General features: G+C 69.9%; 13 protein-coding genes. 5 read left to right on the top strand and 8 right to left on the bottom strand.

The annotated features are described in order from the left end of the window. The first annotated feature begins 9 nt into the window (after window positions 1-9). From VFL28_13595 to VFL28_13615, 5 genes are read left to right on the top strand one after another with little or no spacing between them, the layout of a single operon-like run. A complete protein-coding gene (locus tag VFL28_13595; protein HET7265693.1) occupies window positions 10-1,635 on the top strand; it encodes a gamma-glutamyltransferase in 1,626 nt (541 codons plus the stop codon). After that, window positions 1,632-2,789, top strand: a complete 1,158-nt coding sequence (locus VFL28_13600) for a CapA family protein (GenBank protein ID HET7265694.1) — start codon at window positions 1,632-1,634, stop codon at window positions 2,787-2,789. Before VFL28_13595 ends, VFL28_13600 begins: the two co-directional genes overlap by 4 nt. Next, on the top strand, window positions 2,783-3,589 hold the full coding sequence (locus tag VFL28_13605; GenBank protein HET7265695.1) for an aldolase/citrate lyase family protein: 807 nt from the start codon (window positions 2,783-2,785) through the stop codon (window positions 3,587-3,589). The genes VFL28_13600 and VFL28_13605 overlap by 7 nt, the downstream gene beginning before the upstream one ends. 6 nt (window positions 3,590-3,595) lie before the next feature. Further along, window positions 3,596-4,276, top strand: a complete 681-nt coding sequence (locus tag VFL28_13610; protein ID HET7265696.1) for a cyclase family protein — start codon at window positions 3,596-3,598, stop codon at window positions 4,274-4,276. A 50-nt stretch (window positions 4,277-4,326) separates the two neighbouring features. Continuing rightward, window positions 4,327-5,343 carry a Gfo/Idh/MocA family oxidoreductase gene (locus VFL28_13615; protein ID HET7265697.1) on the top strand — a complete coding sequence of 339 codons (1,017 nt, stop codon included), beginning with the start codon at window positions 4,327-4,329 and terminating at the stop codon, window positions 5,341-5,343. On the opposite strand, the gene VFL28_13620 is transcribed toward VFL28_13615, so the two are convergent. Genes VFL28_13620 through VFL28_13655 form a run of 8 tightly spaced genes read right to left on the bottom strand, consistent with a single transcriptional unit; the run spans window position 5,304 to window position 15,871 of the window. Further along, entirely contained in the window at window positions 5,304-6,506 is a 1,203-nt protein-coding gene (locus tag VFL28_13620; GenBank protein ID HET7265698.1) for an amidohydrolase family protein, read from the bottom strand. The two genes, VFL28_13615 and VFL28_13620, sit on opposite strands and share 40 nt — an antisense overlap. A gap of 11 nt (window positions 6,507-6,517) precedes the next feature. Next, entirely contained in the window at window positions 6,518-7,423 is a 906-nt protein-coding gene (locus VFL28_13625) for an ABC transporter permease (GenBank protein ID HET7265699.1), read from the bottom strand. After that, complete coding sequence (locus VFL28_13630) at window positions 7,423-8,340, bottom strand: ABC transporter permease (GenBank protein HET7265700.1); 918 nt, start codon at window positions 8,338-8,340, stop codon at window positions 7,423-7,425. Before VFL28_13630 ends, VFL28_13625 begins: the two co-directional genes overlap by 1 nt. A 27-nt stretch (window positions 8,341-8,367) precedes the next feature. Continuing rightward, window positions 8,368-9,879, bottom strand: coding sequence for an ABC transporter substrate-binding protein (locus VFL28_13635; protein HET7265701.1), 1,512 nt, complete (start codon window positions 9,877-9,879; stop codon window positions 8,368-8,370). A 40-nt stretch (window positions 9,880-9,919) separates the two neighbouring features. Continuing rightward, window positions 9,920-13,096 carry a glycosyl hydrolase gene (locus VFL28_13640; GenBank protein HET7265702.1) on the bottom strand — a complete coding sequence of 1,059 codons (3,177 nt, stop codon included), beginning with the start codon at window positions 13,094-13,096 and terminating at the stop codon, window positions 9,920-9,922. A gap of 34 nt (window positions 13,097-13,130) precedes the next feature. Beyond that, entirely contained in the window at window positions 13,131-13,964 is an 834-nt protein-coding gene (locus tag VFL28_13645; GenBank protein HET7265703.1) for an ABC transporter permease, read from the bottom strand. Window positions 13,965-13,978: 14 nt separating this feature from the next. Further along, entirely contained in the window at window positions 13,979-14,896 is a 918-nt protein-coding gene (locus tag VFL28_13650) for an ABC transporter permease (protein HET7265704.1), read from the bottom strand. Between the two features lie 3 nt (window positions 14,897-14,899). Then, window positions 14,900-15,871, bottom strand: coding sequence for a succinylglutamate desuccinylase/aspartoacylase family protein (locus VFL28_13655; GenBank protein ID HET7265705.1), 972 nt, complete (start codon window positions 15,869-15,871; stop codon window positions 14,900-14,902). Between the last annotated feature and the right edge of the window lie 8 nt (window positions 15,872-15,879).

Genomic DNA, 15,879 nt, shown 5'->3' on the forward strand with positions numbered 1-15,879 from the left:
GAGGCATCGATGCGCACGGGAGCGATTGCGTGTCCGGAGCCGCCGGCCGCGGAAACCGGCGAGCGGATCTTCGCCGGGGGCGGGACCGCGCTCGAGGCGGCCGTCGCCGCGGCGGCGGTGCAGGGCGTCACCAATCCGCTCGGCTGCGGCCTCGGCGGCATGGCGCATATCATGGTCGTGCGCCGCGGCTGGCCCGCGCCGCGGTTTCTCAACGCGTCCGTCGCGGTGGGCTCGCGGGCCGAGCCCGGCGTCTTTGAAGAGGCGTTTTTGGGTCGCAGCGAGCGCGCGGGTCGCTATCTGATCGCGGGCGACCGCAACCAGTTGGGCTACGAGTCGATCATGACGCCCGGCTTCGTGCGGGGGATGGAGACGCTGCTCCATCTGGGAGGCGGCTGCCTCGGCTGGCCGGCGCTGTTCGAGCCCGCCGCCGGGATCGCCGGCGACGGATTCCCGGTATACTCTTATCTCGAGTCGTATTACACGTTTGAAGGAGGCGACCGGCCCGGTTATCCGGACGTTTTCCGGAAGCTGGGCCGGGACGCGGCCGCGCGGGAGCGCTATCTGCCCGGCGGCCGGCCGATGCGGACCGGCGAGACGATGCGCCAGCCCGAGTACGGCCGCACGCTGGAACGCCTCGCCCGCGGCGGACCGGACGAATTCTATCGCGGCGCGCTGGCCCGCGAGATGGCCGCGGATTTCAGCGCGCGCGGCGCGTTCGTGACGGCCGAAGACCTCGCGGCCTACGCGGTCCAGCCCGCCGAGCCGGTGCAGGGGACGTTCAAGGGGCTCGAGGTGTACTCCGCGCCGCCCCCCGCCCACGGCGTGGTGCTCGTGACGATGCTCAACCTGGCCGAGGCGCTGGACCTCGGCCGGCTCGAGTGGAACAGCCCCGACTACGTGGAGGCGGTGGCGTGGGCGACCCGCGCGGCCTTCGCCGACTGCATGCCGTACCTCTCGGACCCGGCGTTCGTCACCGTGCCGGCCGCGTGGCTCGTGTCGAAGGAGCGGCTCCGCGGCGTCGGGCGCGAGTTCGCGCTCGAGACCGGGCACGCCGGCGGGATGCCGGCCGACGGCCACACCACCCACGTCTCCGCGCTCGACAGTGACGGCGACGTCGTCAGCATCACGCATTCGATCGGGTCGATCGCCGGGTCCGGCGTGATGACGCCGGGGCTCGGGTTCCTGCACAACAACTTCCTCGGGCACTTCAACCCGCTGCGCGGCTACCACAATTCGATCGCGCCGCGGAAGCGCATGGGCGGAGGTTGTCCGACGATCGTCTACCGCGCCGGCGCGCCGTGGCTCGCGATCGGGTCGTCCGGCGGGAGCCGCTTGATCAGCGCGGTGTTCCAGACGCTGCTGAACGTCGTGCTCTTCCGGATGCCGCTCCTGGCCGCGCTCGCGGCGCCGCGCATCCACAGCGAGGCCGGACGCAAGATCTACGTGGAGCCCGCGCTCGCGGAGACCGTCGCCGAACCGCTTCGCCGCCGCGGGTACGAGGTCGACGTGACGATCTACATGGGCTGCAATCAGGCCGTCGAGTGGACGCCGGCGGGGCCGGCGGCGGCATCGGATCCGCGCGGCGGAATGGGCGTCGGCCTGTGGCCCGGTGCGCGCGGACAGGACCGGACATGACCGTGGTGCGGACGAACCGCCCGGACGGCGGGCCCATCTCGCTCTGCCTCACGGGGGACGTGATGCTCGAGCGTCCGCTCCTGCGAACCGGCGCGAACGCCGCCGCGCCCGCGACGCTCGAGGCCTACGCGCTGCTCCAGCACGCGGACGTCGGCGTCGTCAATCTCGAAACGGTGCTGACGGACACGGGTGCGCCGGCCAGCAAACTGGTGACGATGCGCAGCGATCCCGCGCTCGCCCGCGAACTGCCGCGCATCGGCTGCCGCGTCGCCACCGTCGCCAACAACCACGCCCTCGACTACGGCGCCGATGGGCTGCTCCGCACGCTCGACGCGCTCCGGGACGCGGGCGTTGCCGCGGCCGGCGGCGGCCGCGATTTCGACGCGGCGATGGCTCCGGCGATCGTGGAGGCGCGCGGCCGGCGCGTGGCGATCTTTTCGTTTGCGACGACGCTCCCCCACGGTTTCGCGGCGCGGGCCGGCGTGCCGGGCATCGCGCCGATTCGGATCCGGACGAGCTATTACTACGACAGCGAGACGCTGGACGAGGTCCCGGGGATGTCTCCCTACGTCCAGACCGAAGCGAATCCGGACGACGTCGAGCGGGCGTGCGGTGCGATCCGGTCGGCGCGCCGGCGCGCCGACCTGGTCGTCGTGGCGATGCACTGGGGCATCCCGAACGGCTGGGTCGCCGCCCATCAAGGCCCGCTGGCCGGCTACCAGCGCCCGCTCGGCCGGCAGATCATCGACGCCGGCGCCGATGCGATCGTCGGCCACAACGCGCACATGCTGCACGGCATGGAACTCTATCACGGCCGGCCGATCCTCTATTCGATCGGGGATTTCGTGTTCCACACCCACGCCGAGGGCCGCACGATCGCGCTGCGCCGGGCATACCCGCCGTACAACACGGCGCCGCTGCACGCGCCGATCACAAAGCTGACCTGCGCCGTCCGGATGCTCGCCGGGCGCGAGAGAATCGACCGCGTCGAGGTCGTGCCCGTGGTGCTGAACGCGCTGGGAGAGCCCGAGCTGGTGACGGGCGGGTCCGCCGAATCCGTGCTCGCGTTCGTCGACGAGCAGAGCGCGCCACTCGGAGCGCGGCTGCGCCGCGACGGCGGGTGCGCGGTGCTCGTGGAGGCGGCCGCGTGCTGAGGCCGAATCGCGTGCGGGTCGCGTACCGGGAGGGACGGCCTTCGTTCGGCGTCTACGCGCGCATCCCGTCGACGGCGACGATCGAGCTCCTGGCCCACGCCGGTCTTGACTTCGTGCGCATCGACCTTCTGGAGAACCACATCGGGCCGGAAACGCTCCGCGCCTTGATTCAGGCCGCGCATGCGGCCGGCATCACGCCGTTCGTGCGGGTCCCGGCGGTGGACCCGGACGCCATCCGAACGGCACTCGACCTCGGCGCCTCGGGGGTGATCGTGCCGGAGGTGGAGAGCGCCGCCGACGTCGCGACCGCGGTACGCGCGGCCAAGCTGCCGCCCCACGGCCGCCGCCGAATCGGACTGACCGGCGTCGACGGGCACGGCCGGATTGCCCCCGAAGAATACGCGACCTGGGCCGCCGAGCATGTGCTGCTGGGCGTCCAGGTCGAGACGCGCGCCGCGCTCGACGACCTCGACGCCATCCTGGCGGTTCCCGGCCTCGATATGGTGCTCGGCGGCCGCGGGACGCTGGCGGCCCAACTCGGCGTCCCCGGGCAGCGCGATCATCCGAGGGTCGTGGAGACAGAGGCGCGATTGATGGATCGCGCCAGGGACGCGGGCAAGATCATCTCCATCACGTATATGCCGGTGCGCGATCCCGCGCAGACGACTCCCGTCTGTGACTGGATCGCGCGCGGGATCCACAGCGTGGCGCTCGGGCTGGACGCCGATTTCGTATACGTCTACCGGCGTCTCCTCGCGACGCTCGCGCCCGCGGCGCCGGCGCGCCGGCGGGAGGTCTGAGGGGGCGTGGCGCCGCGGTGCGTGAATCTCGCGCAGCCGTGGTTTACCGGCATGCCCCACGGCAGGCACCACGACGTCCCGTCGTTCGAGCCGAGACCGCACACCGTCACGTTCCCCGGCGGCAGCGCCCGGGTCTCGATCACGGAGATCCACACCGCGGCCCACGTGGGCACGCACATCGACGCGGCGCGCCACTTCTTCCCGGACGGGCCGTCGATCGACGCCTATCCCACCGCGCGGTTCGTGGGGCCGGGCATCGTCCTCGACGCGGCGCGGGAAGGACCGGTGCCGCTGACCGCGTGTGAGCTGCGGGCGATGCATCCGGAGATCCGGCGGGGCGACATCGTGTTCATCTACTTCGGGTACGCGGAGCGGTTCGGGCGGGACGACTACCGCATTCATCCGTACCTCTCGGTGGACGCCGCCGAATTCCTCATCGAACGCGGCGTGAACATCGTCGGGACCGATACGATCACGCCCGACGCGCCGGGCGTCACCCGACAGTCCGGGTTCGACTGGCCGATCCATCGGCGGCTGCTGAGCCGCGACGTGCTGATCGTGGAGAACCTCGGCCCCGGGCTCAGAGACGTGCGAGGTCGCCGGCTGACGCTTGCCGTGCTGCCGATGCGAATTCGAGGGGGCGACGGATCGCCGGTCGCCGCCTGCGCGTTGTTCGAAGACGGATAGTCGGCCGGCCGGCTCCGCGGGCGGGTTGTGGAAGGCGGGTGAGGTTCGTAATGCCGATCCGATGGGGCGTGTTGGGCGTCGCCGGCATCGCCGTCAGGACCGTCATCCCGGCGATCCAGAGCGCTCGCGGCGCCGAGCTCGTGGCGATTGCGAGTCGAACGGCGGCCCGCGCCGCCGAGGCCGCGGAGCGCCTCCGCGTGCGCCCGCACGCGTCGTACGAGGCGCTCCTCGCCGACTCCGAGGTCGACGCGGTCTACATACCGCTGCCCAACGCGCTGCACCGGGAGTGGACGGTTCGCAGCGCCGAGGCCGGCAAGCACGTCTTGTGCGAAAAGCCGCTCGCGCTTACCGCGCTCGAGGCCCGCGAGATGATCGCGGCCTGCCGGGCGCACGGCGTCCGGCTCATGGAAGCGTTCATGTACCGGTTTCACCCGCGGACCGCCCGCGTCGCCGAGATGGCCGCGTCCGGCGCCCTTGGCGAGTTGCGGCTCGTCCGCGCCGCGTTTACCTTTCCCGTACGCGAACCGCAGACGAACATTCGCTTCAGACCGGAACTCGGCGGGGGCGCTCTGTACGACGTCGGGTGCTACGGCATCAACGTCAGCCGGATGCTGCTCGGGCAGCCCGCCGAAGTCTTCGCCTGGGGGGAAATCGGCCGCGCGGGTGTCGACGAGGCGGCTGTCGCGCTCCTGCGGTTCGACACCCATCGCACCGCGGTCGTCGATTGCGGCCTGCGCATCGTACGGCGGGAAGAGGTCGAGATCGTCGGGACCGACGGCCGTCTCTTCGTCTCGAAGGCGTTCCTGCCGGGAACCGCCGAGGCGGAGTTTCAGCATTTTCACGGCGCGGAGCAGGTTCGAATCGCCGTCCCGGGCGCCAATCAGACGCAACGAATGGTTGAGGCGTTCGTCGACGCCGTTCGCACGGGCGCGCCGGTCCCCTACCCGCCGGAGGACGCCGTGTTGAATCTGGCGGTTATCGAGGCCCTTCTGCGTTCGCTGCGCAGCGGCCGGCCTGAGCCCGTAACTCACCAGGGAAGGGGCGGCACCGGCGGTTCGGGCGTGTAATGGACGCCGGCTTTGAACACGTGGCGTACCTGCCGCGCCGCGCTGATGTTCCGGAGCGGATTGCCCTCGAGCAGAACGACGTCGGCCTCCTTGCCGGGCGTCAGGGTGCCGAGTTGGTCGGACCAGCCTAGGATATCCGCGCAGGCGATTGTGGCCGCCCGCAGCGCCTGCTCGGGCGTCAGCCCGACCTGGACCATCAGCTCGAGCTCCAGCGCCAGTTCGTGGTGGAAGACGCGGGGCGCGCCCGTATCGGTTCCCGTAGCGTACTTCACGCCCGCCCCGGCGGCGCGCATGAAATACTCCATCTTGCGGTCCCAGACACGGTTCGCGAGCTCGACGAGGCCGTCGTCGAGGCCGATTTCGCGCCCCTCCCGCGACAGCTTCCAATACGCCGCGAACGTCGGCACGATGTAGGCGCCGCGTTCGAGCAGCAGTTCGATCACGTCGTCCGGCATTTCGGTCGCGTGCTCGATCGTCTCCACGCCGGCCTTGAGCGCGACGCGGGTCACCGCGGCCGGGTGCGAGTGCACGGCGATCCATTTGCCGGCGTTGTGCGCCTCCTCGACGGCGCCGCGGATCTCGTCCTCGCCGAACTCCATGCCGAAGGGGTTCTCAGAAGCCTGCATGACGCCGCCGCTCGCGACGAGTTTGATGCCGTCGGCGCCGGCGTCGATCTGCTCGCGCGCCGCCTGCCGCAGCGCGCCGACGCCCGAGATCTCTTCGATCAGGCCTGTGCCGTGGCCGCCGGGCGCGCCGAGCCAGCGCCCCGCGGCCTGCATCCTCGGCCCGGGGACCAGGCCCAGGTTGATGGCCTTCTTGAGGTGCAGATCGATGTGGGCGTGGCCGCCGACGTCGCGCCACATCGTGATCCCGGCGTTGAGCGCGTTCCGGGCGAACGCGGCGGCCTGGATGGCCTTGAGCGTGTGCGGTTGCGCGTTCACCGGCGCCGTGTCCATCGTGTGCATGTAGCCGGTGAAATGGCCGTGCATCTGCCCCATCCCGGGGATCGCGGTGAGGCCGGCCGCGTCCAGCATGCCCGGGCCGCCGGCCGCGACCGGCTGTGGGAGGACCGCTTTGATGGTCGTGCCTTCGATCCGGATGGCGCCTTCCTCGATGACCGGCCCATCCATCGGGATGATGCGGCAGCGGTTGATCGTGGTCATGTTGGCCTCCGTCAGCGGACGGCGCCGGACTCCGCGCGCGGATCCAGCGCGTCGCGGAGCCAGTCGCCGATGAGATTCGTTGCCAGCACCGTGAGCATGATCGCGGCTCCCGGGAACGTGGCGAGCCACCAGGCGACGGACAGATACTGGGCGCCGTCGGTCAACATCCCGCCCCAACTCGGGATGTTGGACGGGATGCCGAGCCCGAGGAACGTGAGCGCGGCCTCCGCCGTGATCATGCCGCCGAGCGAGAAGCTCGCGATCGTGAGGACGGACGGCACCACATTCGGGACGACGTGCCGGAGGATGATCCGTGCGTCGCGAGCGCCCATGGTCCGTGCCGCGTCGATGTACTCTTGCCGCCGGATTCCGAGGACGCGGCTCCGCGTGACCCGGGCGTATCCCACCCAGCCGGACAGCGCGAGCACCGCGATGAGGTTGCGCACGCCGGCGCCGAGCACCGCGACGATCGCGAGGCTCAACAGAATCGAGGGAAACGCGAGCTGGACGTCCGTGATGCGCATCAGCAGATCGTCCCAGCCTCGGCCGGCGTAGCCGCTCGACACACCGATCGCCGTGCCGGCCAGCGCCGAGACGGCCACCGCGCTCAGGCTCACGACGAGCGAGATGCGCGACCCGAAGATGATCCGGCTCACCAAGTCGCGGCCCAGCTGGTCGGTGCCGAGCCAGAAGTGATGTCCCGCGGCGGCCGACATCGGCGGCAGGAGCCGGTGGACGATGTCTTGGGCCTCCGGATCCATCGGCGCGAGACGCGGCGCCAGCGCCGCGAGCAAGAGGACGCACGCAAACACCGCGGCGCCCACCCAGGCGCCCGGATCCCGCGTTGCGGCGCGCCATACCGGCCACCAGGGCGGGCGCCGGGCCGGTGCGGAGGCGGCCGCGCCCACGGACGCCATCAACTGTAGTGGATCCTCGGATCGAGCCAGGCGTAGAGCATGTCCGTGCAGAAGGTGGCCGTGACAAAGATCGTCGCCGCGAAGAGCACCACGGCCTGCACCACCGGGATGTCCCGCGCGAAGATTGCCTGCACGGCCAGACGGCCCATGCCGGGCCAGGCGAAGACCGTTTCGGTCACCACGGCGCCGCCCAGCAGCGTGCCGAGCTCCAGCCCGATCCACGTGACGATGGGCAGGCTCGCGTTCCGCAGCGCGTGGCGGCCGACGACCGCCGCCTCGCGAAGCCCCTTTGCGCGCGCGGTGCGAAGATAGTCTTCCGCGACGATGTCGAGCATCGATGTTCGCGTGAGACGCAGGATCCCCGCCGCTGAGAAGACGCCGAGCACGACCGACGGCAGGACGAGATGGCGGAAGCCGCCCATGCCGCCGGTCGGAAGCCACCGCAGCGCGACTCCAAACAGCAAGATCGCCTGCAGTCCGAGCCAGAACGTCGGCATGGATTGGCCGAGCATCGAAAACAGGAGCGCCGCCCGGTCCACGAGACGCCGCCGGTGGAGGGCGGCCAGAACGCCGAGCGGCACCGCGAGGCTCACGGCGATCACGAGCGCGGCGGACGCGAGTTCCGCCGTCGCCGGCACTCGGTCGAGGACCAACGAAAGCGCCGGCGTATTCTGCCGGACCGACAGGCCGAAATCGCCGCGGAGGGCCGCGGTCAGGAAGGCGAGATACTGCACGGGGAGCGGCCGGTCCAGCCCGAGAATGTGCCGCATTTCGGCCACCTGGGCCGGACCGGCCTGAAACGGCAGCAGCAAGACCACCGGATCGCCGATCACGTGCGTCAGCGCAAACGCGACGGCGGAGATCCCGAACAGGACCAGGACCGCCTCGAGCAGCCGCCGGGCGACGTAGCGCTGCATCAGCGTGCCGGCGCGGCGCTGCGGGCGCTACTTCACCGTGGACTTGGCAAGCCACAGCGTCTCGTCGTTCTGCGGCGTCCAGTTGAGACGCGCATTCACGCCGTAGATGCCCTTCTGCGTGTACATGAAGATGATCGGCGACTCGTCGTAGATCAGCGGCTCGATCTCACGGTAGAGCGACGCGCGCCGGTCCGGTTCGACCGTCGACCGCGCCTTCTCGTACAGCGCCTGGATGCCTTTGTTGCAGTACCACGAGTCCCACACGCCGCAGGAGACATTCTCGAGCGCGTCGGCCGCATCCAGCGCCGCGGACGCCGACCCGATCAGAAAGATCGGCCCGAGCTGATGCTTGAAGTACATGTTGACGTAGTTGCCCCATTCGTAGTACTTGAGGTCGGCGTTGACGCCGGCGGCTTTCAGGTAGCCGACGACCGCCTGCGACACTTGCGCGTCCGCGAGGTACCGGCCGCGGGGTGACTGGAAGACGATCGAAAACCCGCCGGGATAACCGGCCTGCGCGAGGAGCGCCTTCGCCTTCGCGGGATCGTACGCGTACGGCTTCAGCCGGGGGTTGAACCCCAGGTACGCGGCCGGCACGAGCGTCGCTTCGACCGTGCCGAAGCCGCCGAGGATAGTCTTGACGATGGTGTCCTTGTCGACGGCGTAGTTGAGCGCCTGACGGACGCGCTTATCCCGCAGCGGTCCGGTCTGCGTGTCGAGCATGATGTTGATGGAGCGCGTGCCGGTCGTCACGTCGACTTTGAGCCGGGGGTCGTTCGCTACGCTGGGCACGAGGTCCGGCGCGAAATCCGTGATGAGATCGACTTCGCCGCTCCGGAACGCCGCGACTCGCGCCGCCGGATCGGGGATAAGCCGGAACACAACGGTTTGGATCGCCGGCGCGCCGCCCCAGTAATCGTGGTTGGCGGTCAGGGTCAGCCGATCGTCCTTGACCCAGGACTGGAAGCGATACGGGCCGGTGCCGACGGGGTGCGTCGCCACATAGCTCGCGCCGCGCGCCTGATAGTACCTGGCCGGCGCGATGCCGAGCAGCATCAATCTCGGCAGCAGCAGCGGCACCGGCTCGCCGGTCGTGACCTCGATCGTGTACGGGTCGACGATGCGGGTGCTCTTCACGCCGTCCACGAGGTAGTTCGACGCCGAATCCTTGAGCATCGCGTGATCGATCGTGAACTTGACCGACGACGCGTCGAAGGCCTCGCCGTTGTGGAACTTGACACCCTTGCGCAGGCTGAACTGCCACGTCGTCGGGTTGACGATCTTGTAGCCGGTCGCCAGCATCGGGACGATCTGGCCGGCCGGGTTGCGCATGAAAAGCGGGTCGTAGATCTGCAGCGTGACGTTGTATCCGGTGCGGGAGATCTCCTGAAGCGGATCCAGCGTCGCGGGCTCGGCGCCCTGCGCGACGGTGACCGTGCCGCCGGCCGCCGCGTGCGACGGGACGGCCGGCGCGACCATCGCCGCCGCCAACGCGAGCGCCAGCCCTAGTGCCGGAATTGCCCTCCGTACCCCGTTCATCGATTCCCCTCCGTGGTGCCGCTGTAATGGCGTCGTGCGCTTACTCGTCCGCCGGAATCCTGATCGGCGGGACGCCCAGCTTCCGCAGCGCGTCGCTGAACATCGCGACGCCGCCTTTCTTGATCTCGGCCAGCCGCTCGAGCTGCCGGCCGGCGTGCCGGCGCAGTTCGTCGAAGAGCTCGCGGGCCTGGCGGGTCGGTGCGCCGTCGGTGATGCTCATCAGGTCGGCGATCGTCGCAATCTGGTTGTTCAGCCGCACCGGATAGTGGAAGACGTCCTCGTACGCCTGCGCCCGCCACTGGATCAGCTCATCCTCGATCCGGTCCAGTTCCGCGCTCAGTTCCCGGGCGGCGCCGGCGAGCGCGTCGCTGCCCCGCAGGCCTTCGGCGCGCGAGACCCACTGCTGCACCTGATCGCGAATCGCGCGGGCGCTCACGACCGCGCCGTTGACACCGCTCAGCGTGTCGCGGACGTCGAGCAGGAACTCGAACTGCTCCGCGAGCGCGCGGTCCGGTATGTCGAGCCGCGGGTCTTTCAGGATCTCGAAGGGCCGGGTCAGGACCTCCTGTCCAACGGTCAGCCGCGCTTTGTACGCGCCGGGAAGGACGACGGGCCCGCCCATGAAGCCGAACCAGAGCGCCGCGTCGGGCACCTCGCGGGCGCCGGGGAGCCGCATGTTCCAGATGAAACGGTTGGCGCCTTTCTCGGCCGGCACGGTGGGGTTCTGCTCGTCGCTCGTAAGCGAATACGCGAGGCCGGAGGGCTTGGCCGGTGCTGCGTCCTTGCTTGAAAACTCGCGGAGGACCCGATCTTTGGCGTCGAGGAACGCCAGCTTTACTTCGCCGGCCGGCTGCTCGCGGAAGTAATAATGTACCACGACGCCGGACGGCGGGTTTTGCCCGGCGTCGAGGAGCGCCGGGGAGCCGTTTCCGGTATCGCGCGCCGTCACGCCGAACCCGCCGGCCCGGCCGTAGACGTACCCGCCGCCTTTCTTGAGCGACAACGACTTGTACCGCGCCCGCGTGGCAGGGCGCGGCGCGAAGAGATGGACGTCTGCCGCGGGCGCCTTCTCGGCCAACTGCCGCAGCGGTGTCAGGTCGTCGAGGACCCAGAACGAGCGGCCGTGCGTGGCGACGACCAGCTCGTGATCTTTGACCACCAGATCGTGGGCCGGCGCCACGGGGAGCCCGTTCAGGATCGGCGTCCACCGGCCGCCGTCGTTGAGGCTGACGAAGACGCCGGTCTCCGTGCCCGCGTAAAGCACGCCCGCCCGTGCCGGGTCCTCGCGAATCGCGCGGGTGATGACGTTGTCGGGCAGCCCGTCGACAATGCGGTCCCAGGTCGCGCCGCAATCTTTCGTCTTGAAGAGGTACGGCGTGAGGTCGTCGAGCTTGTACCGCGTCGCGGCCACGTACGCCGTGGCGGGGTCGTGCGGGGACGCCTCGATGACGCTGATGAGCGCCCACTCCGGGAGCGCCTTGGGCGTGACGTTGCGCCAGGTCTTCCCGCCGTCGGTCGAGACGTGCACCAGACCGTCGTCGGATCCGGCCCACAACACGCCGGCCTTGCGGGGCGACTCGCAGAAGGCAAAGATCGTGCAGTAGTACTCGGTGCCGACGTTGTCCTTGGTGATCGGTCCGCCCGACTGGCCGAGCTTCGTGCGATCGTTGCGCGTCAGGTCGGGGCTGACCACGTCCCAGCTCGCGCCTTCGTTCGTCGTCCGAAAGACGTGGTTGCCGGTCGCGTACAAGACGTTGGGATCGTGCGGCGAGAGCACGATCGGGAACGTCCACTGGAACCGATACTTGAGCGCCTCGGCGCCCCACCCGGCGAGGTTCTGCGGCCAGACGGTGATGTCGCGCACGTCGCCGGTCCGATGGTCGTACCGCGTCAGCATGCCTTGAAAGATGCCGGCGTAGACGATGTTCGGATCGTCCGGGCGGACGGCGATGTACCCGGACTCGCTGCCGCCGACGTCGTGGTACGAGTTGGGGTGAATCGCGCCGTGCAGGGCCGCGCTCGGCAGCGAGATCGTCGAGTTGTCCTGCTGCGCGCCGTAGATGCGGTACGGCGTCCGATTGTCGGTGATCACGTGGTACATTTCGGCCGTCGGCTGATTGTACAGAGTCGACCACGACTCGCCGCCGTTCAGCGAGACGCTCGCGCCGCCGTCGCTGCCGTTGATCATGCGCCGCGGATCACGCGGGTCGAGCCACAGATCGTGGTGGTCCCCGTGGGGCAGCGACTTCTTCCGGAAGGTGCGCCCGCCGTCGGCCGACCGCCACAGGTCCAGGTTGGCGACATAGACGGTTTCCGGATCCGAGGGATCGGCGAAGATGTGGCTGTAGTAGAACGGCCGCTGGCGGGGCTCGCGCTCCTCGTTGAGCCGCTCCCAGCTGGCCCCGCCGTTGTCGGACCGGAAGATGCCGCCCTCCTCGGCCTCGACAATGGCCCAGACGCGGTCGGGCCGCGCGGGCGACGCCGCCACCCCGATGCGGCCTTTGATCCCGCCCGGAAGGCCGGGCCGGTCGGTCAGCTCGACCCAGGTCTCCCCGCCGTCGATCGTCTTGAAGAGGCCGCTGCCGGGACCGCCGCTATTGAGACCCCACGGCGTCCGATGCGCTTCCCAGATCGCCGCGTATAGGACGCGGGGGTTGTTCGCGTCCATGCTGAGATCGCACGCGCCGGCGCGATTGCTCCGGAAGAGGCTGCGCGTCCAGGTCTGGCCGCCGTCATGCGACCGGAAGACGCCGCGTTCGTCGTTGGGGCCGAACACGTGGCCGAGCGCCGCGACGTAGACGCGATCGGGATCCCGGGGGTCGATGCGCACGCGCGCGATGTGCCGGCTGTCCGCCAGCCCGGCGTGCCGCCAGGTCTTTCCGCCGTCGTCCGTGCGATAGACGCCGTCGCCGTGCGCGACGTTGCCCCGGATGCACGACTCGCCCATGCCGGCGTAGATCACGTTGGGATCGGACTCGGAGACCGCGATCGCGCCGACCGAGGCGGTGCCGAAGAAGCCATCCGAGATGTTGTGCCAGTTCCACCCGGCGTCTTCGGTCTTCCACACGCCGCCGCCGGTGGAGCCGAAGTAGAAGACCTGCGGGTGCGCGAAGTGGCCCGCGACCGCGACGACGCGGCCTCCTCGAAACGGCCCGACCTGCCGCCAGCGCAGCGATTTGAGCAGGCCCGGGTCGCGGTCTAACGCGCTTTGACTCATCGTGCAACCCTCCCGTCGTTTCGGAGCGGTCCGATCATCGAAGACGCGGATCCAGGTAGTCGCGCAGCCAGTCGCCGACCAGGTTGACCCCGAGCACGGTCATGAGGATGGCCAGGCCGGGAAAGGCGGTCAGCCACCACGCGTCCGTCATGTACTCGCGGGCGTCGGCGAGCATCGACCCCCACGTCGGCGTCGAGGCGCCGACGCCGAGCCCGAGAAAGCTGAGCCCCGCCTCGGCGAGGATCGTGCTCGCGACGGAAAATGTCGCGACGACGATGACCGTTCCCACCACGTTGGGCAGCGCGTGGAGCACGAGCACCCGCGGCGCCGGGGCGCCCAACGCCCGGGCCGCCTGGACGAACTCGCGCTCGCGGAGCGACAGCACTTCCGAACGCACGACGCGGGCGTAGGTCACCCAGCTCGTGAGCCCGAGCACGCCGATGATGTTGACGAGCCCCGGGCCGAGGACCGCCATGACCGCGAGCGCGAGCAGGATGAACGGAAACGCGAGCTGCACCTCGCCGAGCCGCATGATGATCCGGTCGGTCCAGCCGCCGTAGTAGCCGCTCAAGAGACCGATCGCCGTGCCGAGGCTGCCGCCGATCAGGACGGCCGTCAGGCCCACCAGGAGCGAGACCCGCGCGCCGACCAGCAGCCTGCTCAGGATGTCGCGGCCGAGCGCGTCCGTTCCGAGCCAGTGCCGGGAGCCGCCCTGCAGCGCGAGCGGGTGCAGCAGCCGGTCCTGGACGCGGACGAGAGTGATCGACTGGGGCGCGAGCAGTGGAGAGACCAGCGCCGCCGCGACGATGCACAGCAGGAGGATCAGGCCGGCGACGGCGCCGGGCGATCCGCGGAAGCTGCGCAGCACGCGGGACCGCGCCGTCAGCTGTACCGGATGCGCGGATCGAGATAGCCGTACGCCACGTCCACGCACAAGTTGAGCAGCACGAAGATGGCCGCGATGACGACCACCGCGGCCTCGACGATCGGAAAGTCCTTTTCGTAGATCGCGTTCACGATCAGCCGGCCGACGCCGGGCCAGGCAAACACGGTCTCCGTGATGATCGCGCCGCCGAGGAGGACGCCGAAGTCGAGACCGATGAGGGTCACGATCGGCAGCAGGGCGTTGCGCAGCGCGTGACGGTACAGCACCGCGAGGCGCGACGCGCCTTTCGCGTACGCGGTGCGGATGAAGTCGTGGCCGAGGGCGTCGAGCATCGACGCGCGCACGACGCGGGCGTTGCGTCCCATCGAGAACATCGCGAGGGTCACGCCGGGCAGTACGAGATGGGACAACCCGCCGCGGCCCGACACGGGCAGCCAGCGCAGCTCAACCCCGAAGACCAGGATGAGGACCAGTCCGATCCAAAACCCCGGCGCGGACTGGCCGACCAGACCCGCGACCATGCTCGTCGTGTCGACCAGCGTCCGGCGGTGCGTGGCCGCGACGACGCCGACCGGCAGCGCCACGGCGAGGGACAGCAGCATCGCGACGACCGCCAGTTCGAGCGTTGCCGGCATCCGCTCGATCACGAGCGGGAGCGCGGGCAGCTGGCTTCGCAGCGACGCGCCGAAGTCGCCGCGCACGGCGCGCCCAAGAAACTCGCCGTACTGCACGTACCACGGCCGGTCGAATCCCATCTGATGCCGGAATTCCGCGATCTGCTGCCGCGTGTAGTTCTCCGGGATCATCAGGTAGGTCGGATCGCCGGAGAGAAAGAGCACCGCGAACGCGAGAAAACTGACCCCGAGCAGGACGGTCGCGGACTCGAGCAGCCGCCGGGCAACAAACGCGCCCATCGGCTAGCCGTCGGACACGGGCCGGCCGAGGCCGAACAGCAGCGCGCCCTTCTTGGCCGCCATGCTCGTACTGAGAAAGAGGACCTCCGAGTCCACGGGTGCGCGCACGTCTTCCAGCGGACGTCCCCACAGATCCCGCAGCGTGCCGATGACCTGACCGGTCCGCACGCGGTCGCCGATATCGGCCGACCGGTCGAAGAGACCGTCCTGCCCGGCCGTGACCAGCACGAATTCGACCAGGCGCAGGGCGGGCCGCGGGGCCGTGCCCGCGATCATCCCGAGCTGCGCCAGGGCGCCGCGGAGACCGTTGAGGTGGACGGCGACGTCCTCGGGTTTGACCTGATCCTCGCCGCCGGCTTCCGCTACGATGGCGGGTATCCCGCGCACCGCGGCGGCGGCCTGCATGTAGCCGAGGACCGTACGCTTCAGCACTTCTTTTGACCGGCGCACGGCGACCGGCAGGCCGTAACTCGCCGCGAGCGCCCGCGACCGCGCGTCTAACTCTCGGTTGCCGGTCTCCTGAAAAATCGTGAACGGGACGAGCCGCTCCATGATGTCGCCGCCGTGCAGGTCGACGAGCGCGTCGCAGCGGGCAAAGACGTCGTCAAACAGGTAGGCGGCCATGATCTCCGTGACGGTGCCGTCGCGGCGTCCGGGGAACACCTGGCTCGGATTCTTGCCGTCGAGTGGCACGACGGCGGCGGCGCGCGCCCAGAACCCCGGTTGGTTGAGGAGGGGCAGGATCAAGACGTGGCCCCGTACCTCCTCCGGTCGCAGTTCGTCGGCGAACCGCAGCGCGGCGGTGATGCCCGCGTATTCGGACCCGTGCATGCCCGCGCTGATACACAGCGTCGGCCCGCCGGCCGGGCCGCGGATCGAGACATAGGGCCAGGAGAGGCCGGCCAGCGCGGCGTGGTCGAACGCCAATTCGCCGTGGACTTTGGCGCCGCGCCGGCCGATCTCGTCGATGGTCACGCCGGTCG

This window comes from bacterium, from assembly GCA_035691305.1.
Lineage (GTDB): Bacteria > Sysuimicrobiota > Sysuimicrobiia > Sysuimicrobiales > Segetimicrobiaceae > DASSJF01.